Genomic DNA, 20,460 nt, shown 5'->3' with positions numbered 1-20,460 from the left:
CTTAGCCTCTTGGCTCGATGCTGGCGGCCAGAATCGCCAGCACTAACTGCTGGAAATCCAGGCCGGCTGCGCGAGCGGCCATCGGTACCAGGCTGTGGTCGGTCATGCCCGGTGCGGTGTTGACTTCCAGGAACCAGAAATTCCCTTGGTCATCCTGCATCACGTCTGCCCGTGCCCAACCGGCAATACCCAACGCCTCACAGGCTTTCGCCGTGAGGTCCATCAATTCCTGTTCTTTGGTTGCGTCAAGGCCGCACGGGATCCGGTACTGGGTATCGGAGGCCAGGTACTTGGCGTCGTAGTCGTAAAAGGTGTGGGGCGTGCCCAATGCGATGGGCGGCAATACCTGGCCACGCAGGGTGGCGATGGTGTACTCGGGACCCTGGATCCACTGTTCCACCAACACTTGCGAATCGTAGGTACTTGCCGCTTTCCATGCGTCGATCAATTCGGCGGCCGAGTTCACTTTAGCCATGCCGATACTGGAGCCTTCATGGGCAGGTTTGACGATCAAAGGCAGGCCCAGTTCCTTGGCTGCAGAAATACAATCGTCTTCGCTGCACAGAACACTGTGACGCGGGGTCGGAATACCCAGGCTGTGCCACACCTGCTTGGTGCGCAACTTGTCCATGGCCAGTGCCGAAGCGAGGATGCCGCTGCCGGTGTAAGGGATACCGGCACACTCCAACAGGCCCTGCATGCTGCCGTCTTCACCGCCACGGCCGTGCAGGATGATGAAGGCACGGTCGATCTTCTCGGCCTGCAGGCGGGCGAGGAAGTCATCGCCCACGTCGATCCCGAACGCATTCACGCCGGCACTTTGCAGCGCATCGAGCACGGCGTTGCCGGACTTGAGCGACACTTCGCGCTCGGCGCTCTTGCCGCCGAACAGCACGGCCACGCGGCCGAAGTCGGCTGGCGCGATTGTCGAAAACAGGGAGCCGTAGTCAGCAGTCATTTCGACGCCCCCTTCTTGGCGGCCGCAAACAGCGGGCTCGCCAGCAACTTGGGCGCAAGGCCACCGATATCACCGGCACCCTGGCACAGCAGGATGTCGCCGGCGCGCAGCAGCGGCTTGACGATCGGCGCCAGGTCCACACCGCGCTCGATGTAGATCGGGTCCAACTGGCCGCGCTGGCGGATGCTGTTGCACAGCTTGCGGCTGTCGGCGCCGGGGATCGGTTCTTCACCGGCCGGGTAGACTTCCATCAGCAGCAGCACGTTGGCATCGGCCAATACATTGACGAAATCGTCGTACAAATCGCGGGTGCGGCTATAGCGGTGCGGCTGGTAGACCATCACCAGGCGACGCTCCGGCCAGCCACCGCGCACGGCCTTGATCACCGCGGCAACTTCGGTCGGGTGGTGACCATAGTCATCCACCAGCATCACGTCACCGCCTTCCACCGGCAGTTGGCCGTAGACCTGGAAGCGTCGGCCGACACCGGCAAAGCGCGACAGGCCCTCGACGATGGCTTCATCGCTGACGCCCTCGTCGGAGGCGATGCAGATGGTCGCCAGGGAATTCAATACGTTGTGGTTGCCCGGCATGTTCACCGACACATCCAGCGGCTCGCGGTCGGGACGCAGCACGGTGAAGTAGGTCTGCATGCCTTCCTGGCGCACATTGATCGCGCGCACGTCGGCGTCTTCGCTGAAGCCGTAGGTCACGGTCGGACGCTTGACCTGGGGCAGGATTTCACGCACCACCGGGTCGTCCAGGCAAAGCACGGCCAGACCGTAGAACGGCAGGTTGTGCAGGAACTCGACGAAGGTTTTCTTCAACTTGTTGAAGTCACCGTCGTAGGTGGCCATGTGATCTTCGTCGATGTTGGTGACCACAGCGACCAGCGGTTGCAGGTGCAGGAAACTGGCGTCGCTTTCATCGGCTTCGGCGATCAGGTAGCGGCTGGTACCGAGTTGGGCATTGGTACCGGCTGCATTCAGGCGGCCACCGATGACGAAGGTCGGGTCCAGGCCACCGGCGGCGAACACCGAGGCGATCAGGCTGGTGGTGGTGGTCTTGCCATGGGTACCGGCGACGGCGATGCCGTGGCGATAGCGCATCAGCTCGGCGAGCATCTCGGCGCGTGGCACCACGGGAATGCGGCGCTCAAGAGCAGTGGCCACTTCCGGGTTGGAGGTGTTCACGGCGCTGGACACCACCAGCACGTCAGCCTCGGCAGCGTTCTCGGCGCGGTGACCGATAAAGATCTGCGCGCCAAAGGACTTCAGGCGCTCGGTAACCGGCGACTCTTTCAAATCCGAGCCGGACACCTGGTAGCCCAGGTTCAGCAACACTTCGGCGATGCCGCACATGCCCACGCCGCCGATACCGACGAAGTGGATGCGACGGATGCGGCGCATTTCCGGTTGTGGCATGGCTTTCTGATTCTCAACCATGGGCCACCTCCAGGCAGATATCGACCACGGTGCGGGTTGCGTCAGGTTTGGCCAGGCGGCTTGCGGTGCTCGCCATGTTGTTGAGTCGTTCCGGTTGCATCAAAACCTCGGTCAGGCGTGCGGCCAAATCGGCGGCGCCAGTCGTTCTTTGCGGCAGCAGGAAGGCAGCGCCCTCCCCGGCCAAATATTCGGCGTTGCGGGTCTGGTGATCGTCGATGGCGTGGGGCAAGGGCACCAGCAAGGACGGCAGACCGGCAGCAGCCAGTTCACTGACGGTCAGCGCACCCGCGCGACAGACCACCAGGTCGGCCCAGCCATAGGCATGGGCCATGTCTTTGATAAAGGGCTGCACATTGGCCGCCACACCGGCTTCGCGATAACGCGTGGCGGTGACTTCATCGTGGTTCTTGCCGGCCTGGTGGAAGATCTCCGGGCGCAATTCCACGGGGAGTTGCGCCACGGCTTCCGGCAGCAATTTATTCAGCGGCTCGGCACCCAGGCTTCCGCCCAGGATCAGCAGGTGCGCCTTGCGCCCCGCCAGTGCTTCGCGGGCGATATCCATAAACAGCTCGGTGCGCACCGGGTTGCCGGTGGTACGGCGCTTATCCGACAAACTGAAGGTGTTGGGGAACGCCTCGCACACCCGCGCAGCCAACGGCACCAGCAAACGGTTGGCGGTACCGGCCACGGCGTTCTGCTCGTGCACGATCACCGGCACGCCGGCAAGTCTGGCGGCGACGCCACCGGGGCCGGTCACATAACCACCGAAGCCGAGCACACACACCGGCTGCAATTCACGGATGACCTTGCGCGCCTGCCACACCGCCTTGAGCAACACGAACGGTGCCTTGAGCAGGGACAACGTGCCCTTGCCGCGCAGGCCCGTGACGTTGATCAGGTGCAACGGCAATCCCGCATTCGGCACCAACTCGTTTTCGATGCCGCGCGGTGTACCCAGCCAGTGCACGGTGTAGCCACGGTTCTGGAATTCCCGCGCGCACGCCAGGGCCGGGAACACATGGCCCCCGGTGCCGCCGGCCATGATCAGCACGTTAGCGCCCATGGGTCGGCTCCTCGGCGAAGTCGCTTTCGCTGAACTCCATCTCTTCGCTGCCCAGGTGGGTTCGACTCTCCCACTCGATGCGCAGCAACAAGCCAAGACAGGCGCAGCAGATCACCAACGAACTGCCGCCATAGCTGAGGAACGGCAAGGTCAGGCCCTTGGTCGGCAGCAGGCCGACGTTCACCCCGATGTTGATCAGGAACTGGCCGATCCACAGGAACGACAAGCCGTAGGCCACATAGGCGGCGAAATACTGTTTGGCCTTCTCGGCCCACAGGCCGATGTACATGCCGCGGACACACACGAACACGAACAGGGCGACGGTACACAGCGAGCCGACCACGCCGAGTTCTTCGGCGAGTACGGAGAACACGAAGTCGGTGTGCGCTTCCGGCAGGTAGAACTGCTTCTGCACGCTGTTGCCCAGGCCCACGCCCAGCCATTCGCCACGACCGAAGGCGATCAAGGCCTGGGTCAATTGGTAGCCGGAACCGAACTGGTCGGACCAGGGGTCGGTAAAGGTGATCAGACGCGCCATCCGGTACGGTTGCGCCTGTACCAGGATGGTCACCGCAGCCACCGCCAGCACCACCATCAAGCTGAAGCGGAACAAGCCCACGCCGCCGAGGAACAGCATCGCCGCAGCCGCGCCCATCATCACCACGGTGGCGCCGAAGTCAGGTTCCATCAGCAACAGGCCGGCCATCGGCAACAGCACGATGAATGGCTTGAAGAAGCCCATCCAGCTTTCGCGCACTTCCTTCTGGCGACGCACCAGGTAACCGGCCAGGTAGATCACCACGAACACCTTGGCGATTTCCGACGGCTGTACGTTGAACGCACCGAAGCCGATCCAGCGCATCGAGCCGTTCACCTCGCGGCCGATGCCGGGCAGGATCACCATGATCAGCAAGCCGAACGCGCCGATCAGCATCAGCCAGCCCAGGCGCTGCCAGGTGGCGATGGGGATCATCATGGTGACGATGCACGCGCCCAGGCCGATGATCAGGTACACCAGGTGACGGATCATCATGTACAGGGTATTGCCCGACTGCACGGCGGCCACTTCGGAAGAAGCCGAGGTGATCATCACCAGGCCCAGGCCCAGCAGCGCGAGGCAACCGGCGAGCATTGGGAAATCAAGGTCGATGCCACGCCCGGTGATGATCGGCGACGGGTACGGCTTGATGATGTTTCTGAAATCGATGCTCATGCCAAGCCCTCCACGGCGCGGGCGAACAACTGGCCGCGCTCTTCGTAGTTCTTGAACATGTCGAAACTGGCGCACGCCGGCGACAGCAGTACCGCATCGCCTGGTTGGGCCAGGGCTTGGCACTGGGCAATGGCGTCGTCCAGGGAGGTGGCACGCACCTGTGGCACGGCATCGCCAAGCGCGGCGGCGATCAAATCGGCGTCGCGGCCCATCAACACCACGGCGCGGCAATGAGCAGCCACCGGTGCCTTGAGGTCCTTGAAATCTGCACCCTTGCCGTCGCCACCGGCGATCAGCACCAGCTTGCCTTCGATATCGGCGCCCAGGCCTTCGATGGCGGCCAATGCGGCCCCCACGTTGGTGGCCTTGGAGTCGTTGTAGTAACTGACACCATTAAGGTCGCGGACCCACTGGCAGCGATGCTCAAGGCCGCCGAAGGTGCGCAGGCTCGACAGCATCGCGTCGAACGGCAAACCCACGGCGTGTCCCAACGCCAACGCGGCCAACGCGTTGGACTGGTTATGGGCGCCACGGATTTTCAGCTCGCGCACCGGCATCAGGTTCTGGAATTCGAAGGCCAGGTATTTCTCGCCATTCCCTTCACGAATGCCGAAGGCCTTGAAGTCGGGTTTGCCCAGGCCGAAGGTCCAGCACGGCATGCCCTCGCCCATCAGCGGACGGCTCAGCGCATCCTGGCGATTGACCACAAATTGCCTGGCACCGCGGAAGATCCGGTGCTTGGCCAGGTGGTACGCCGGCAGGCCGCTGTAGCGGTCCATGTGGTCTTCGCTGACGTTCAACACGGTGGCCACTTCAGCACCCAGGTCGTGGGTGGTTTCCAGCTGGAAGCTCGACAGTTCCATCACGTACAGCTCGACGTCGTCGCTGAGCAGGTCCAGCGCCGGCGTGCCGAGGTTGCCGCCCACGGCCACGCGCTTGCCGGCCGCCATGGCCATCTCGCCGACCAGGGTGGTCACGGTGCTTTTCGCGTTGGAACCGCTGATGGCCACGATCGGCGCCTTCGCATTGCGTGCAAACAGGTCGATGTCGCCGGACAGCTTCACGCCACGGGCCGCTGCGGCTTGCAGGGCCGGTGTCGCCAGGGCCAGGCCGGGGCTCACGTAGAGCTCATCGGCGCGGCACAGAAACTCGACATCCAGCTCGCCACAACGCACTTCCACGTGCGGGTAGTCACGGCGCAGCGTGACCAGCTCCGGTGGATTTTCCCGCGTATCGGCCACGGCAAACGACGTGCCCCGGTTCGCCAGGAAGCGAACCAGGGACATGCCGCTCTTGCCGAGGCCGACAACGATGCGGAAGTGGTCTGAAGCGATCAGGGACACTCGTTTCTACCTCAGTTTCAGGGTGGCAAGGCCGACCAGGACCAGAATCACGGTGATGATCCAGAAACGGACAATCACACGCGGCTCAGGCCAGCCCTTGAGTTCAAAGTGGTGGTGAATCGGCGCCATGCGGAACACGCGGCGCCCGGTCAACTTGAAGGACGCCACCTGGATGACCACCGACAGGGTTTCCATCACGAACACGCCGCCCATGATGAACAACACGATTTCCTGGCGAACGATCACCGCGATGGTGCCCAGTGCCGCGCCCAGCGCCAGTGCGCCGACGTCGCCCATGAAGACTTGCGCGGGGTAGGTGTTGAACCACAGGAACCCCAGGCCGGCACCGATCAAGGCACCGCAGAACACGATCAGCTCACCCGCGCCCGGTACGTAGGGGATCAGCAGGTATTCAGCGAATTTCACGTTACCCGACAGGTAGCAGAAGATACCCAGGGCGCCGCCTACCATCACCGTCGGCATGATCGCCAGGCCGTCGAGGCCGTCGGTCAGGTTCACCGCGTTGCTGGAGCCGACGATCACGAAGTAGGTCAGCACCACGAAGCCGATGCCCAACGGGATGCTGGCATCCTTGAGCATCGGGATGATCAAGGTGGTTTCCACCGCGCTTGGCGCCGTGGTGTAGAGGAAGATCGCGGCGGCAAGGCCGAACACCGACTGCCAGAAATACTTCCAGCGGCTTGGCAGCCCCTTGGAGTTTTTCTCGATCACTTTGCGGTAGTCATCGACCCAGCCGATGGCGCCGAACAGCAGGGTCACCAGCAGCACCACCCATACGTAGCGGTTGTGCAGGTCGGCCCACAGCAAGGTGCTGATACCGATGGACGACAGGATCAGCGCGCCGCCCATGGTGGGGGTGCCGGACTTGGACAGGTGCGACTGCGGGCCGTCATTACGAACCGATTGACCAATTTGCAGGTTCTGCAGGGTGCGGATCATCCACGGCCCTAAAAACAGCGACAAAGACAGCGCGGTCAGCACACCCAGGATCCCGCGCAGGGTCAGGTACTGAAAGACCGCGAAGCCTTTGTGGAACTGTTGCAGATACTCAGCCAGCAGCAGCAGCATTAATGTTTCTCCGTACTTGAGCCACACAAGGCCGCGACGACGTTTTCCATCACCGCGCTGCGCGATCCCTTGATCAAAATGGTTGTGTGTTTGTCTTGTTCTGCCACGCCCAGTGCCTGGATCAACTCGGCCTGGGTGGCGAAATGTCGCGCACCGGGGCCGAAGGCAGCCACGGCATGGGCCATGTTCGGGCCGACGGCGTAGAGGGCGTCGACTTTACCGGTGGCATAGGCCCCGACTTCACGATGACCTTGTTCAGCCCAGTCGCCCAACTCGCCGATATCGCCCAACACCAGTACCTTGCGCCCATCGAAACCTTTGAGCAGGTCGACAGCGGCGTTGACGGACGATGGGTTGGCGTTATAGGTGTCATCGATCACACGCATGCCGTTGCTCGCCAGTTGCGCAACAGTGCGGCCCTTGACCGGCTGCACCGCGCCCAGGCCCGTGGCGATACCGAACAGCGACACGCCCAAGGCGCCAGCCGCAGCCGCAGCGGCCAGGGCATTGGCGACGTTATGGTTGCCGAGCAAATTCAGTTGCACGTGCTCGCTACCTTGCGGGGTGTGCAACGTGAAGGACGGGCAGCCACGGGCATCGACGGTGATGTCGGAGGCATGGAAATCAGCCGCGGCGTTAAGCACGGCAAACGTCAGGACCTTGCGACCGGCGGCGCGTACACGCCAGGTCTCGAAGGCCTTGTCGTCCAGGTTCAAGACTGCGGTGCCCGATGCAGCGAGGCCCTCGAGGATTTCCCCCTTGGCCTCGACGATTTTTTCCGGGCCACCGAACTCGCCGACGTGGGCCGTACCGGCGTTATTGATAATGGCGACGTGGGGCTTGGTCAGCGCCACGGTGTAGGCAATTTCGCCGATGCGCGAGGCACCCAGTTCGATCACCGCCGCCGTGTGTTCCGGGGCGAGTTCGAGCAGGGTCAGCGGAGCGCCGAAATCATTGTTCAGGTTGCCACGGGTGGCCAGCACGGGGCCGCGCGTACGCAGGATACCGGCGAGCAGTTCCTTGACCGTGGTCTTGCCGCTGGAGCCGGTGATGGCGGCAACGGGCTTATCGAAAGCGGCACGGTTCAGCGCCCCCAATTGGCCGAGGGCCAGGCGGGTGTCGGCGACCAGCAGTTGCGGCAAGGTGGAATCAGCCACTTCGCGCTGCACCAAGGCACCTGCGGCGCCTTTGGCGGCGACTTCGTTCAGGTAGTCGTGACCGTCGAAACGCGGGCCGGCCAGGGCGACAAACAGTTGCCCCGGCTGGATCGCGCGGCTGTCGATGCTCACGCCGCTGAAGCTGCAATCGCTCGACAGTACGCGTGCCGACAGGGCCTGGGTCAGTTCGCTGAACGTCATCGCCTTAAGCATGGGCAACCTCCCAGGCGGTCAAGGCATGATCGGCCTCGACCAGATCGGAGAAGGCATGACGCTCGCCATTGATTTCCTGGTAATCCTCGTGCCCCTTACCGGCCAGCACGACCACGTCGTCAGCACTGGCGCTGGCGATCAACCGGGCGATTGCCGCGCCGCGACCGGCGACGAAAGTGGCCTTGGATGCATCTTTGAAGCCGGTGCGAATGTCATCGAAAATCCGGCCTGGGTCTTCGCTGCGCGGGTTGTCGTCGGTGACGAGCACACCATCGGCCAGGCGTTCGACGATCTCGGCCATCAACGGCCGCTTGCCGCGATCACGATCACCGCCACAGCCGAACAGGCAGAGCAACTTGCCCTTGGCGTGAGGGCGCAGGGCTTCGAGGACTTTTTCCAGCGCATCCGGGGTATGGGCGTAGTCAACCACCACCAGCGGCTGCGTACCGCCCCCCAGGCGCTGCATGCGACCGGCCGGGCCTTCCAGCTTCGGCAGCACCTTGAGAATCTCGTCCAGTGCGTAATCCAGGCCGAGCAGCGCGCCGATGGCGGCAAGCACATTGCTCAGGTTGAAACGCCCGAGCAGGCTGCTGCGCAAGTGGTGCTCGCCCTGAGGCGTGACCAGTGTGGCGCGCACGCCTTCGTCATTGAATTGGGCTTCGCGGCAATACAGGTACGCGCCGGCGTCTTCCAGGCTGTAGGTGATCAGGCGCGCTTCGCTGTCTTGGGCCGCCAGTTGGCGACCAAAAGCGTCGTCCAGGTTGATCACCCGGCACTTGAGGTCATTCCAGGCAAACAGCTTGGCCTTGGCGGCGGCGTACGCCTCCATGGTGCCGTGATAATCAAGGTGATCGCGGGACAGGTTGGTCATCACTGCCACATCAAAGGCCAGGGCGGTGACGCGGCCCTGGTCCAGACCGTGGGACGACACTTCCATGGCAATCGCCTTGGCACCGGCCTTTTTCAGGTCGGCCAGGGTCGCTTGCACGGCGATGGGGTTCGGCGTGGTATGCAGGCCGCTTTGCAGCGCGCCATAAAAACCGGTACCCAGGGTGCCGACGATGCCGCAGTGCTGGCCCAGCAGGTCAAGGGCCTGGGCGACCAATTGGGTCACGCTGGTCTTGCCGTTGGTACCCGTCACGCCCACCAGATTGAGGTGGCGGCTCGGGTCGCCGTAAAAACGCCCGGCAATATCGGACAGTTGCTTGGCCAGCCCCTTGACCGGGATCAGCGGCACGTCGGTGATCGGCAGCACCGTGGCGCCTTCGACTTCATAGGCCACGGCAGCCGCGCCGCGCTGCAGAGCGTCGGCGATGTGCGCACGGCCATCGTACTTGCCGCCCGGCACCGCCAGGAACAGGTCGCCAGCGCGCACGTTACGGCTGTCCAGGGTCAACTCGCGAATCAGCAGATCGCGGCCGGCGTGGGCAAAAATCTTGTTCAGGCTAAGAGACATCAGCCGCGCCCTCCATTGGCTTTTACTGCAGCGGCCGGTGGTCCGGCATTCGCTTGTTGGGTCGGCGGCAGGTTATCCGGGGTGATGTTCATCAGGCGCAGGGTGCCGGACATCACTTTGCTGAACACCGGCGCCGATACCAGGCCACCGAAGTAACCGGCTTTGCTCGGCTCATCGATCACAACGACGATGGCGTAGCGCGGATCGCTCATCGGGCCGAAGCCGGCGAACAGCGAGCGGTAGGAGTTTTCGGCGTAGCCCTTGGTGCCCACCGACGTCTTACGCGCGGTACCGGACTTGCCGGCCACGTGATACGCCGGCACCTGGGCACGGAATACGCCGCGCGGTGCTTCGATCACTTGTTGCAGCATGCCCTGCATGGTCTTGGCGACGTTTTCCGGGATCACCTGGGTGGCTTTCGGCGCTTCGTCGACGTGGATCAGGCTCAGCGGCACCATGCGTCCGTTATTGGCCAGCACGGAGAAGGCATGGGCCAGCTGGATGGCGGTCACCGACAGGCCGTAGCCGTAGGAAAGCGTGGCGGTCTCGGCTTTTTTCCAGTCGCGGTAGTTGGGCAGGTTGCCGACGCGCTCACCCGGGAAATCCAGGCCGGTGGGTTGCCCCAGGCCGATCTTCTGCGCCAGGTGGTAGATGGTTTCACCACCGATATCGAAGGCGACCTTACTCATGCCCACGTTACTGGAGTTGATCAGGATACCTGTCAAATCCAGCACCGGACCTTCAGTACGGGACACGTCGCGAATGGTGTATTTACCCAGCTGCAACGTACCCGGATACACCTCGACCTTGTCGCTGGGTTTCCAGCGTCCGGTTTCCAGGGCGGCACTCATGGAGATGGCTTTCATGGTCGAGCCCGGCTCGAACACGTCGATCATCGCGCGGTTACGCATCATCGCCGGTTGCAGGTTGCGACGGTTGTTCGGGTTGTAGGTCGGCTGGTTGACCATGGCGAGGATCTCGCCGGTCTTCACGTCCATGATCACCAGGCTGCCGGCCTTGGCGCCGTTCTCGATGATCGCGTTACGCAGCTCACGGTTGGCCAGGTATTGCAGGCGCAGGTCAATCGACAACGCCAAGGGCTTTCCGGCCTTGGCGTTTTTGGTGACTTGGACATCCTTGATCAACCTGCCGCGCCGATCCTTGATGACCTGTCGTTTCCCCGGCACCCCAGCCAGCCATTCATCGTAGGCGAGTTCCACACCTTCACGACCATGATCGTCAATGTCGGTAAAGCCGACCATATGGGCAGTGGTTTCACCGGCCGGGTAGAAACGACGGAACTCCTCGATGCCGTAGACACCGGGGACTTTAAGGTCGAGCACCTGCTGCCCTTGTTCGGGGGTAAGGCCGCGAACGAGGTAGATAAATTCTTTATTTGCCTGGGCCTCGAGGCGCTCAGCCAAGGCTTTCGGATCCTGGCCCAGGGCGGCAGCCAGTTGCGGCCACTTGTCCTTGGCAACCTGCAATTCCTTGGCGTTGGCCCACAGGGTGGTCACCGGGGTACTCACCGCCAACGGCTCGCCGTTACGGTCGGTGATCAGGCCACGGTGCGCAGGGATCTGGATATGACGCAGGCTACGGGCATCGCCCTGGCCGATCAGGAAGTCACGGTCGACCACTTGCAGGTCGATGATCCGCCAGGCAATCGCACCCACCATCAATGCCAGCAAGCCGAGCATCAGGCGAAAGCGCCATGGGTAGAGTGCGCCTTCAAGCTTCATCATGGCGCCACCATGCGCACTTCGGCCGCGCCCGGGATGTGCATTTTCAGCTGTTCGGTGGCCAGCACTTCGATACGGCTATGGGCCGTCCAGGTGCTTTGCTCGAGGATCAAACGGCCCCACTCCGCCTGCGCCTTGTCACGCACGCTCAATTCCCCATAGAGGGTGTTGAGCAGTTGGCGGTTGTAATGGGCGCTGTAGGACACCGCAATTGCGGACACCAGCACGCCGACAAACAGCAGCAATATAAAGAAGCTGCCGCCCGGGAGGGGCTTGGCGAAAAGCTTGCTCACCGCAGCTTCTCCGCGACGCGCATGACGGCGCTACGGGAACGTGGGTTGGCCTTGAGTTCGGCTTCGGAAGCGAACTGCGCTTTGCCATGGATTTTGATTTTCGGCACAAAGGCTTCGAAACGTACCGGCAGGTTGCGCGGCAGGTTGTCGGACTCGCCCTTGACCAGGCGGCGCATGAACAGCTTGACGATGCGGTCTTCCAGGGAGTGGAAACTGATCACCACCAGGCGACCGCCTACTTCCAGCGCCTCGAGGGCGGCCTCGAGGCCAGCCTCCAGGTCGCCCAATTCGTTGTTGACGTGGATACGCAGGCCCTGGAACGCGCGGGTCGCCGGGTTCTTGCCCTTTTCCCACGCGGGGTTGGCGACTTTCAGCACTTCGGCCAAGTCGGCGGTGCGCTCGAACGGCTGGATTTCGCGGCGCTCCACCACGGCACGGGCCATGCGGCCGGCGAAGCGCTCTTCACCGTATTCCTTGAACACACGGGCGATTTCTTCCACCGGCGCAGTGGCAATGAACTGCGCGGCACTGACGCCACGGGTAGGGTCCATGCGCATGTCGAGGGGGCCGTCGTTCATGAAGCTGAAGCCGCGCTCCGGGTCATCGAGCTGCGGCGAAGACACGCCCAGGTCGAGCAAAACCCCGGCCACCTTGCCCGCCATGCCACGCTCGGCGACTTCGGCACCCAGCTCGGCAAAGCTGCGCTGCACAACGACAAAGCGGCCGTCTTCGGCCGCTAGCGCTTGCCCGGTGGCAATCGCTTGGGGGTCTTTGTCGAACCCGAGGAGTTTGCCGTCGGGCCCGAGCTGGCTGAGGATCAACCGGCTATGCCCGCCCCTGCCAAAGGTACCGTCCAGATAGCAGCCATCCGCGCGTACGGCGAGAGCCTCAACGGCTTCGTCAAGCAGTACGGTGATGTGGTTAAAGCCGCTATCAATAGTCACAGGATCAAATCACGCAGTTCATCAGGCATGGCGCCCGGTTGTTGAATAGCAGCCAGGTCAGCTGCAGAAACAGCATCCCAGGCATCTTCGTCCCACAATTGGAACTTGTTCAGTTGGCCGACCAGCATTGCGCGCTTATCCAGCTTGGCGTACTCGCGCAAACGCGGGGGCACCAGGAAACGACCACTGCCATCGAGTTCGAGGTCGACGGCATTACCAATCAGCAAACGCTGCAGACGGCGGTTTTCTTCACGCAATGAAGGCAAGGCACGCAACTTGGTCTCAATCAACTCCCACTCATCGAGGGGGTAAACACATAAACAAGGGTCAACGGCATCGATTGTGATGATCAACTGTCCGGAACTTCGCGAAATCAGCTCGTCACGATACCGGCTCGGCATGGCGAGACGGCCTTTTGCATCGAGACTGATAGCGTTAGCTCCGCGAAACACAGATGCGCTTCTCCAAATTTTAGCGTTTTACGTTCAAAAAACCCACTTTGTGCCACTTTCCGCCACTTGCGCACACTATAGGAATGCGCCCACCACACCGTCAAGGCGCGGATTCAAGGAAAAGCCTTACAGATCGGAGATTTAGGAGCGTAAAAGGAGGAGAAACCAGAGTTCGGCGGTGTTTTTGGCTCGACAAGCACAGATAGCTCAAAGAGCTACAGATCAAAGTTAAAGTGATTTATTAAGAGTAAGATTTTTTTGGTATTACGAAGATGCATCTGCCAATGATTTGGCAGGGAGGGATTCTTGCGCTACTACCGGTTTTCTGCCCGAGATTCGGACAGAAGGAAAAAGGTGGAGAGTCGATCTGTAAGCCGGGTTCTGTCTTGAACAGTCATTCGTCTACGATGGCCATCACTGGACATCTTTAGCAACCTACCCGGTCCCAGCGCGGGCCACGCCTTGGGACCCTATTTGGTCTTGCTCCAAGTGGGGTTTACCTAGCCACGAACTGTTGCCAGTCGTGCGGTGCGCTCTTACCGCACCTTTTCACCCTTACCGGCACCGAAGTGCTTAGGCGGTTATTTTCTGTGGCACTTTCCGTAGGCTCACGCCTCCCAGGCATTACCTGGCACTTCGCCCTATGGAGCCCGGACTTTCCTCCCCCCCCTAATTTTCATAGAGGGCAGCGACTGTCCAATCGACTCTCCGCCGCGCAGGTTAACGGCACGACGGCTTCAGGACAAGTATTAAAAGTGCAGCATTGCCATCACGTTCGGACGGAATACCGGTTTACCCCCGGAACTATTCGGCTTTCTGTTTATCCAGCGCGACTTGATACAACACATTCTTGCGCACGCCGGTAATTTCCGCCGCCAACGCCGCAGCGCGCTTGAGCGGCATCTCCTTGAGCAGCAGGTCGAGGATACGCATGGCCTCGCTGCCGACGGCCTCTTCATTTTCCGGCGCGGTCCAGCCCGCCACCAACACCACGCACTCGCCGCGCTGCTGATTACTGTCGCCCTCGACGAACGCGCGCAGCGCTTCCAGCGGCAGGCCCTTGAGGGTTTCGAAGGTTTTGGTCAGCTCACGGGCCAGCAGGGCCAGGCGCTCGCCGCCGAACACCAGTTCCATATCCTGCAGGCATTCAAGAATACGATGAGGCGCTTCGTAGAAGATCAGCGTGCGCGGCTCTTCTTTCAATGCCTGTAGACGCGCACGACGCCCCACGGCCTTGGCCGGCAGGAAACCTTCGAAAATAAAACGGTCCGACGGCAGGCCTGCCGCCGACAATGCAGCGATCAGCGCGCACGCGCCTGGAACAGGCACTACATTGATACCTGCGGCACGCGCCTGGCGGACCAGATGGTACCCAGGGTCGGAGATCAGCGGCGTACCCGCGTCCGAGATCAGCGCCACATCGTCGCCCGCCAACAACCGCACGATAAAGCGACTGCCTTCTTCGCGCTCGTTATGCTCGTGACAAGCCGCCAATGGCGTGCTGATACCAAAATGCTGCATCAAACGCTGGGAGTGTCGAGTGTCTTCCGCCGCAATCAATTTAACCTCGCGCAACACTTTCAGCGCCCGGGCACTGATGTCGTCCAGGTTGCCAATGGGCGTCGCCACGACAAAAAGCGAGCCTGCAGTGGAATTCAAAGGACCTGGAGCAGTCAAAGCGCACACCTCGATGGTTGGCAAAAGCCATATTGTAGCGCGTAGGCGCCTTGAAAATATGCCATCACGGCCGATGGCTTTTCAGCCGTGCATGGCTGATCGCACCACTTGCACGACCTAAATCGACGGTTTCACGCCAGTAACATCGCGCCTGGGCCAGTGCTTGGGTACAATTCCACGCTAATTTGATCGGTATCAGGAACACTTACATGATCGCTTGCCTGCGGCTGCTCTCCGCCCTCTGCCTCGCTGCCTTACTGGCCGCTTGCGCCAGCTCGCCCTCGTCCAGCCTTGGCGACCTTCCACGGACCCCGGACGCCAGTATCGAGCAACTGCTCGAACAGGCCACCACCGCCAAGACGCCAGAAAAGGCCGCGTTGCTGCGCCTGAGTGCGGCAGACATGGCCTACCGCCAGAACAACCCTGGCCGCTCGTCGCAGATTCTTGCGCAAGTGTCCCTGGATGTCCTCAAGCCAGCCGCGCAAGTCTTTGCCAGCACCCTGGCTGCCGAATTGGCCATGACGCGCAACCAGCCCAAGGCCGCGTTGACCGCCTTGAACCATCCGAGCCTGCAAAGCCTGAAGGAGCTGCCGACCGAACAGCAGATCCGCACCGGCACCGTGCACGCCCGCGCTTATGAAGCCGATGGCCAGACCCTGGCCGCTGCCCGCGAGCGCGTTGCCATGGCGCCATTGCTCAGCGGCGATGCCGCCAAAAGCAATCACGAAGCCATCTGGACCTTGATTGCCGCACTGCCTGCGGAACAACTGCAAGCCAGCGGCAACCCGACCCTGGACGGCTGGATCACCCTGGCCCAAGCCGTCAAGGGCGCCGGTACGCTTGAGCAACAGCAGGCCGCTATCGACACTTGGCGCGCACAAAACCCGGGCCACCCGGCCGCCGTGCAACTGCCAACCCCGCTGACCAAGCTCAAGGAGCTGGCCAGCCAGCCCTTGAACAAGATCGCCCTGCTGCTGCCCCAGGAAGGCCCGCTGGCCTCCGTCGGCAAGGCCCTGCGCGAAGGTTTCATGGCGGCGCACTACCAGGCTGAACAAGCCGGGCAGAAGCCACCGGTCATCGAGTTCTATGACAGCTCGCGCCTGGCCTCCATCGACGACTTCTATGCCAAGGCCCAGGCTGCAGGCGTGCAATTGGTAGTTGGTCCGCTGGAGAAGCCATTGGTCAAGCAGCTCAGCACGCGCCCTCAGCTACCGATCACCACGCTGGCGTTGAACTACAGCGAGACCGATCAGGGCCCGGCGCAATTGTTCCAGTTCGGCCTGGCCGCTGAAGACGAAGCCCGCGAGGTGTCGCGCCGCGCCCGTGCCGATGGCCTGCACCGCGCCGCTGCCATGGTGCCCCGTGGCGAGTGGGGCGAGCGTGTCTACAAGGCCTTCCGCCAGGATTGGGAAGCCAACGGTGGCACGGTTGTCGGTGTCGAGTATGTCGACCAGCCGGTCGCCCTCGCCCAGCAAATTGCCGACCTGTTCCAACTGCGTAAAAGCGAAGGTCGCGCCAAGAGCCTGCAAAGCACAGTGGGCACAGACGTAGCGGCACAGCCGTCACGTCGCCAGGACATCGAGTTCATCTTCCTGGCCGTTACCCCGCAACTGGCCCAGCAGATCAAGCCGACCCTGAACTTCCAGTACGCCGGTGATGTGCCGGTGTACGCCACGTCCCACGTATTCAGCGCCAGCGGTGACAAGAACCAGTACCTGGACATGACCAACGTGATGTTCTGCGAAACCCCTTGGCTGCTCAACACCACCGACCCGCTGCGTAACCAGGTTGCCGCACAATGGCCGCAAGCCAATGGCAGCCTTGGCCGCCTGTATGCGATGGGCGTCGACGCCTACCGCCTGGCCCCGCGCCTGGGCCAGTTGAAGGCACTGCCGGATACACGCATTGACGGCCTCTCGGGCAACCTGGGCATCAGCACCAACCAGCGCGTCGATCGCCAGATGCCATGGGCGAAGTTCGTCGGCGGCGAGATCCAGCGCCTGCCGGACACCCCGCGCTGATGCCGGAGCGGTCTACTGCACAAAGCGGCAAGGATGCCGAACTTCAAGCATTGAAACACTTGCAACAACAGGGTCTGCGCCTGCTGGCGCAGAACTGGTTGTGTAAACGCGGCGAGCTTGATCTGGTCATGCTTGACGGCGATACAGTAGTATTCGTCGAAGTCCGCTACAGAAAACACGCACAATGGGGTGGCGCGCTCGCCAGTATCGACGGGCGCAAGCGTCAGAAGCTGATACTCGCTGCGCAGTTTTTCCTGCAACAAGAGCATCGCTGGGCCGACGCCCCCTGCCGTTTCGATGTGGTTGCCATGGAAAGCACCCCGTCTGGTCAGGTTGATCTGAACTGGCTGCAAAATGCCTTCGACAGCTGATTCACCGGACATCTTCACCACACACTTTTGCTCTTTGCTTTGCGGGCTGCACATTCCTGTGCCAAACAGCCGCGCTACTTAAGGTCACACAGATGGACATGCAATCCAGAATTCGCCAGCTTTTCCAGGCCAGCATCGACACCAAGCAACAGGCGATGGACGTACTTGCACCGCACATCGAGCAAGCCAGTCAGGTCATGGTCAATGCCTTGCTCAACGAAGGCAAAATGCTTTCGTGCGGCAACGGCGGTTCGGCCGGCGATGCCCAGCATTTTTCGTCCGAACTGCTCAACCGCTTCGAACGTGAGCGCCCGAGCCTGCCGGCCATCGCCTTGACCACCGATTCGTCGACGATCACCTCGATCGCCAACGACTACAGCTACAACGAAATCTTCTCCAAGCAGATCCGCGCCCTGGGCCAACCAGGCGATGTGCTGCTGGCGATCTCCACCAGCGGCAACTCGGCGAATATTATTCAAGCGATCCAGGCCGCACATGATCGCGAAATGATTGTCGTAGCATTGACCGGACGCGACGGCGGCGGCATGGCCTCGCTGCTGCTGCCCGAAGATGTGGAGATTCGCGTCCCGGCCAATGTCACCGCACGTATTCAGGAAGTCCACCTGCTGGCGATCCATTGCCTGTGCGATCTGATCGACAGCCAACTGTTTGGGAGTGAAGAATGACCGTTAACCGCCTCGGCCTTTTGGCCATTACGTTGTGCCTCGGCATCAGCGGCTGCAGCACGGCAATCACTGCGACACGTGACACCCCTATTCAGGATGACAAGGGCACCCGCACCTTCGGCAGCAAGATTGATGACTCGCTGATCGAAACCAAGGTCGAAGTCAACATTGCCAAAGCCGCCACGGACCTGGGCAACGGTGCTTCACGCATCGTCGTGACCAGCTTCAACGGCGTGGTACTGCTCGCAGGCCAAACGCCACGCGCCGACCTCAAGGCCCAGGCCGAACAGGCGGCCTCGGCCGTACAGCGGGTCAAGAAGGTCCACAACGAATTGCAGGTCATGGACCCGATCACCCTGCTGGCCATCAGCAACGATGCCCTGCTGACAACCAAGATCAAGGCGCAGATGCTGACCGACAACGCGATTCCCGGCTCGCGGATCAAAGTGGTCACCGATAACGGCATCGTCTACCTGATGGGCCTGCTGACCCAGGCGGAAGCCACGCGCGCAGCCAACCTGGTGCAGGGCGTATCCGGCGTGCAGAAGATCGTCAAGGTGTTCGAGTACATCGATTGATGTAAGCGGCCATAAAAAGGGCGCCATGCATTCACTGCATGGCGCCCTTTTTAGTGACCAGCGATTATTGGTATTGCTGGTACGGGTTGCCCTGGAACTGGTTGTTCTGCTGCGGCGCTTGTTGCTGCGCGCCAGGCTGGCCGTACTGCTGGCCGGGGATCGGGCCGAGGTTCACTTCTACACGACGGTTCTGCGCACGACCGTTCACGTCGGCGTTGCTGGCTATCGGGTTATCCGGGCCGGCACCGCGTGCACTGAGGTTGGCACCATTGACGCCTTGGGACGTCAGGTAGTTGGCCACGCTCTGGGCACGGCGCTGGGACAGGTCCATGTTCAGTTGGCGGCTGCCGGTGCTGTCGGTGTAACCGACGATCTGGATGGTGTTCTGGTTGAACTGCTTGAGGGAGTTGGCCAGGTTGTTCAGCGGCTGGTAGAAGCTGCTGGAGATCGCGTCCGAGTTGGTGGCGAAGGTGATGTTACCCGGCATGATCAGCTTGATCTGGTCGCCCTGGCGCTGAACTTCAACCCCGGTATTGGCCATGCTCTCACGCAGTTTCTTTTCCTGCTGGTCAGCGTAGTAGCCGTAACCCGCGGCGCCGGCACCTGCAACCACGGCACCGATCAGCGCGCCCTTGCCACGGTTGTTATGGTCGATGGCAGCACCCGCCAGTGCACCGGCCAGGGCACCCAGGCCACCGTACTTGGCGGTCTTGCTCATACCGCTGGATTCATTATTCGCCTGTCCCTGGCTGCCACCGCCATAAGGATTAGGTGAAGCGCAGCCGGACAACAGGGCTACGGCGGTAGCGACAACAAGCAGACGACGCGGAGTGAACATGAAGGGAGCTCCTACTTTTGCATTCTGTGGTGCAAAGGACATTGGCAATGGACCCGTGCCGAGTTTGGAACGCGACAAACGGTAAAAATTCCGTGTGCACGCCCCGAGCTGTAACAAAACATTCGGGGCTTGCGTTGCTACAGAAACCGTAGCAGACACATGCTGAACGCGGCCTGAGTTTTTGCTACAGCGGATTGCCGTTCGAACCATTGCTTCACGCCCGCACAAATGGGTTCTCACGCATCTCGTCACCCAGGCGCGTGTCCGGGCCATGGCCGGTCACCACCGTAGCGCCCTCGTCCAGCGTGTAGAGCCGTTGCTTGATCGAACGCACGATCGTCGCCTGGTCCCCCCCCCACAAATCCGTACGCCCAACACCGCGCCGAAACAGCGTGTCCCCGGCAATCAGCAGCTTGGCATCGGCAAACCAGAAGCTCATCGAGCCGGGCGTGTGCCCCGGTGTATGCAGCGCCACACCGCACCCGCAGGCCAACTCCTCATCATCGGCCAGCCAGCGATCCGGCGACGGCACCGGCGTGTAGGGCACACCAAACATCTGGCACTGCATCTCCAGGTTGTCCCAGAGAAACTGGTCTTCCTTGTGCAGGTGCAGGGTTGCACCGGTCTTTTCCTTCAATTGCCCCGAGGCCAGGAAGTGATCGAGATGGGCATGGGTGTGGATGATGCTCACCACTTTCAGGCCCAGGGCATCGAGGCGCGCCAGGATCAGTTCATGATTGCCACCCGGGTCGACCACGATGGCCTTCTTGGTAATGGGGTCGCCAATGATCGTGCAGTTGCACTGCAACGGGCCGACCGGGAAGGTTTCGCGGATCAGCGCGGCTTTTTCAATATTCATCGATGCTCCTGCGGGCGCTATGGCATATTCCGCACAGTATGGTTGACGCGCTGCCAGACCTG

The 20,460-nt window shown here is 61.8% G+C and carries 19 protein-coding genes and 1 other RNA gene; 4 read left to right on the top strand and 16 right to left on the bottom strand.

Annotated features, from left to right (window positions below; genetic code table 11):
* Position 1: 1 nt before the first annotated feature.
* The 14 genes from C8K58_RS15175 to rsmI all read right to left on the bottom strand — a co-directional run bounded on the left by C8K58_RS15175 (position 2) and on the right by rsmI (position 15,045).
* Entirely contained in the window at positions 2 to 958 is a 957-nt protein-coding gene (locus tag C8K58_RS15175; RefSeq protein WP_027604759.1) for a D-alanine--D-alanine ligase, read from the bottom strand.
* Positions 955 to 2,403: a UDP-N-acetylmuramate--L-alanine ligase gene (gene murC / locus C8K58_RS15170; RefSeq protein WP_027604760.1), complete on the bottom strand. Its 1,449-nt coding sequence runs from the start codon at positions 2,401 to 2,403 to the stop codon at positions 955 to 957. Before murC ends, C8K58_RS15175 begins: the two co-directional genes overlap by 4 nt.
* Positions 2,396 to 3,466 (bottom strand): undecaprenyldiphospho-muramoylpentapeptide beta-N-acetylglucosaminyltransferase, encoded by a 1,071-nt coding sequence (murG, locus tag C8K58_RS15165; protein WP_108573903.1) that lies wholly within the window; start codon positions 3,464 to 3,466, stop codon positions 2,396 to 2,398. The genes murC and murG overlap by 8 nt, the downstream gene beginning before the upstream one ends.
* On the bottom strand, positions 3,456 to 4,679 hold the full coding sequence (gene ftsW, locus C8K58_RS15160; protein ID WP_065924256.1) for a putative lipid II flippase FtsW: 1,224 nt from the start codon (positions 4,677 to 4,679) through the stop codon (positions 3,456 to 3,458). Before ftsW ends, murG begins: the two co-directional genes overlap by 11 nt.
* The gene (gene murD / locus C8K58_RS15155) at positions 4,676 to 6,022 is read right to left on the bottom strand and encodes a UDP-N-acetylmuramoyl-L-alanine--D-glutamate ligase (RefSeq protein ID WP_108573902.1); all 1,347 of its coding nucleotides are present in this window, start codon (positions 6,020 to 6,022) and stop codon (positions 4,676 to 4,678) included. Before murD ends, ftsW begins: the two co-directional genes overlap by 4 nt.
* Positions 6,023 to 6,028: 6 nt before the next feature.
* Complete coding sequence (gene mraY / locus C8K58_RS15150) at positions 6,029 to 7,111, bottom strand: phospho-N-acetylmuramoyl-pentapeptide-transferase (RefSeq protein WP_003171875.1); 1,083 nt, start codon at positions 7,109 to 7,111, stop codon at positions 6,029 to 6,031.
* Positions 7,111 to 8,481: a UDP-N-acetylmuramoyl-tripeptide--D-alanyl-D-alanine ligase gene (gene murF, locus C8K58_RS15145; protein WP_098480360.1), complete on the bottom strand. Its 1,371-nt coding sequence runs from the start codon at positions 8,479 to 8,481 to the stop codon at positions 7,111 to 7,113. The genes mraY and murF overlap by 1 nt, the downstream gene beginning before the upstream one ends.
* A complete protein-coding gene (locus C8K58_RS15140; RefSeq protein ID WP_108573901.1) occupies positions 8,474 to 9,937 on the bottom strand; it encodes a UDP-N-acetylmuramoyl-L-alanyl-D-glutamate--2,6-diaminopimelate ligase in 1,464 nt (487 codons plus the stop codon). The genes murF and C8K58_RS15140 overlap by 8 nt, the downstream gene beginning before the upstream one ends.
* Positions 9,937 to 11,679 carry a penicillin-binding protein 2 gene (locus C8K58_RS15135; RefSeq protein ID WP_162844256.1) on the bottom strand — a complete coding sequence of 581 codons (1,743 nt, stop codon included), beginning with the start codon at positions 11,677 to 11,679 and terminating at the stop codon, positions 9,937 to 9,939. The genes C8K58_RS15140 and C8K58_RS15135 overlap by 1 nt, the downstream gene beginning before the upstream one ends.
* Positions 11,679 to 11,972 (bottom strand): cell division protein FtsL, encoded by a 294-nt coding sequence (gene ftsL / locus C8K58_RS15130; RefSeq protein ID WP_093205264.1) that lies wholly within the window; start codon positions 11,970 to 11,972, stop codon positions 11,679 to 11,681. The genes C8K58_RS15135 and ftsL overlap by 1 nt, the downstream gene beginning before the upstream one ends.
* Positions 11,969 to 12,916 (bottom strand): 16S rRNA (cytosine(1402)-N(4))-methyltransferase RsmH, encoded by a 948-nt coding sequence (gene rsmH, locus C8K58_RS15125; protein WP_010213048.1) that lies wholly within the window; start codon positions 12,914 to 12,916, stop codon positions 11,969 to 11,971. The genes ftsL and rsmH overlap by 4 nt, the downstream gene beginning before the upstream one ends.
* The gene (mraZ, locus tag C8K58_RS15120) at positions 12,913 to 13,368 is read right to left on the bottom strand and encodes a division/cell wall cluster transcriptional repressor MraZ (protein WP_003171868.1); all 456 of its coding nucleotides are present in this window, start codon (positions 13,366 to 13,368) and stop codon (positions 12,913 to 12,915) included. Before mraZ ends, rsmH begins: the two co-directional genes overlap by 4 nt.
* Positions 13,369 to 13,722: 354 nt before the next feature.
* An RNA gene (rnpB, locus tag C8K58_RS15115) (RNase P RNA component class A) lies at positions 13,723 to 14,076 on the bottom strand.
* Between the two features lie 96 nt (positions 14,077 to 14,172).
* Positions 14,173 to 15,045: a 16S rRNA (cytidine(1402)-2'-O)-methyltransferase gene (gene rsmI / locus C8K58_RS15110; protein WP_027604767.1), complete on the bottom strand. Its 873-nt coding sequence runs from the start codon at positions 15,043 to 15,045 to the stop codon at positions 14,173 to 14,175.
* A 209-nt stretch (positions 15,046 to 15,254) separates the two neighbouring features.
* Between rsmI and C8K58_RS15105 the strand changes: the two genes are divergently transcribed.
* From C8K58_RS15105 to C8K58_RS15090, 4 genes are all read left to right on the top strand, one after another.
* The gene (locus tag C8K58_RS15105) at positions 15,255 to 17,066 is read left to right on the top strand and encodes a penicillin-binding protein activator (RefSeq protein WP_027604768.1); all 1,812 of its coding nucleotides are present in this window, start codon (positions 15,255 to 15,257) and stop codon (positions 17,064 to 17,066) included.
* A complete protein-coding gene (locus C8K58_RS15100) occupies positions 17,066 to 17,437 on the top strand; it encodes a YraN family protein (protein ID WP_027604769.1) in 372 nt (123 codons plus the stop codon). Before C8K58_RS15105 ends, C8K58_RS15100 begins: the two co-directional genes overlap by 1 nt.
* A 92-nt stretch (positions 17,438 to 17,529) precedes the next feature.
* A complete protein-coding gene (locus tag C8K58_RS15095) occupies positions 17,530 to 18,123 on the top strand; it encodes a phosphoheptose isomerase (protein ID WP_007904374.1) in 594 nt (197 codons plus the stop codon).
* Positions 18,120 to 18,701: a BON domain-containing protein gene (locus C8K58_RS15090; protein ID WP_027604770.1), complete on the top strand. Its 582-nt coding sequence runs from the start codon at positions 18,120 to 18,122 to the stop codon at positions 18,699 to 18,701. The genes C8K58_RS15095 and C8K58_RS15090 overlap by 4 nt, the downstream gene beginning before the upstream one ends.
* A 64-nt stretch (positions 18,702 to 18,765) precedes the next feature.
* Here the strand turns inward: C8K58_RS15090 and C8K58_RS15085 are convergent, their stop codons facing one another.
* A complete protein-coding gene (locus C8K58_RS15085; protein WP_027604771.1) occupies positions 18,766 to 19,539 on the bottom strand; it encodes an OmpA family lipoprotein in 774 nt (257 codons plus the stop codon).
* A 214-nt stretch (positions 19,540 to 19,753) separates the two neighbouring features.
* Positions 19,754 to 20,398 carry an MBL fold metallo-hydrolase gene (locus C8K58_RS15080; RefSeq protein ID WP_092356165.1) on the bottom strand — a complete coding sequence of 215 codons (645 nt, stop codon included), beginning with the start codon at positions 20,396 to 20,398 and terminating at the stop codon, positions 19,754 to 19,756.
* Positions 20,399 to 20,460 lie beyond the last annotated feature (62 nt).

It is taken from the genome of Pseudomonas sp. GV047 (assembly GCF_003058245.1).
GTDB classification, from domain to species: Bacteria; Pseudomonadota; Gammaproteobacteria; order Pseudomonadales; family Pseudomonadaceae; genus Aquipseudomonas; species Aquipseudomonas marginalis.
Note: the sequence above shows the minus strand (reverse complement) of the source record. Positions and strands in the feature narration are given on the sequence as shown.

Bases quoted from the DNA above. Each gene is read 5' to 3' on its own strand.
- C8K58_RS15175 (WP_027604759.1), bottom strand. From the start codon at position 958: ATGACTGCTGACTACGGCTCCCTGTTTTCGACAATCGCGCCAGCCGAC.
- murC (WP_027604760.1), bottom strand. From the start codon at position 2,403: ATGGTTGAGAATCAGAAAGCCATGCCACAACCGGAAATGCGCCGCATC.
- murG (WP_108573903.1), bottom strand. From the start codon at position 3,466: ATGGGCGCTAACGTGCTGATCATGGCCGGCGGCACCGGGGGCCATGTG.
- ftsW (WP_065924256.1), bottom strand. From the start codon at position 4,679: ATGAGCATCGATTTCAGAAACATCATCAAGCCGTACCCGTCGCCGATC.
- mraY (WP_003171875.1), bottom strand. From the start codon at position 7,111: ATGCTGCTGCTGCTGGCTGAGTATCTGCAACAGTTCCACAAAGGCTTC.
- murF (WP_098480360.1), bottom strand. From the start codon at position 8,481: ATGCTTAAGGCGATGACGTTCAGCGAACTGACCCAGGCCCTGTCGGCA.
- C8K58_RS15140 (WP_108573901.1), bottom strand. From the start codon at position 9,937: ATGTCTCTTAGCCTGAACAAGATTTTTGCCCACGCCGGCCGCGATCTG.
- C8K58_RS15135 (WP_162844256.1), bottom strand. From the start codon at position 11,679: ATGAAGCTTGAAGGCGCACTCTACCCATGGCGCTTTCGCCTGATGCTC.
- C8K58_RS15105 (WP_027604768.1), top strand. From the start codon at position 15,255: ATGATCGCTTGCCTGCGGCTGCTCTCCGCCCTCTGCCTCGCTGCCTTA.
- C8K58_RS15100 (WP_027604769.1), top strand. From the start codon at position 17,066: ATGCCGGAGCGGTCTACTGCACAAAGCGGCAAGGATGCCGAACTTCAA.
- C8K58_RS15095 (WP_007904374.1), top strand. From the start codon at position 17,530: ATGGACATGCAATCCAGAATTCGCCAGCTTTTCCAGGCCAGCATCGAC.
- C8K58_RS15090 (WP_027604770.1), top strand. From the start codon at position 18,120: ATGACCGTTAACCGCCTCGGCCTTTTGGCCATTACGTTGTGCCTCGGC.
- C8K58_RS15085 (WP_027604771.1), bottom strand. From the start codon at position 19,539: ATGTTCACTCCGCGTCGTCTGCTTGTTGTCGCTACCGCCGTAGCCCTG.
- C8K58_RS15080 (WP_092356165.1), bottom strand. From the start codon at position 20,398: ATGAATATTGAAAAAGCCGCGCTGATCCGCGAAACCTTCCCGGTCGGC.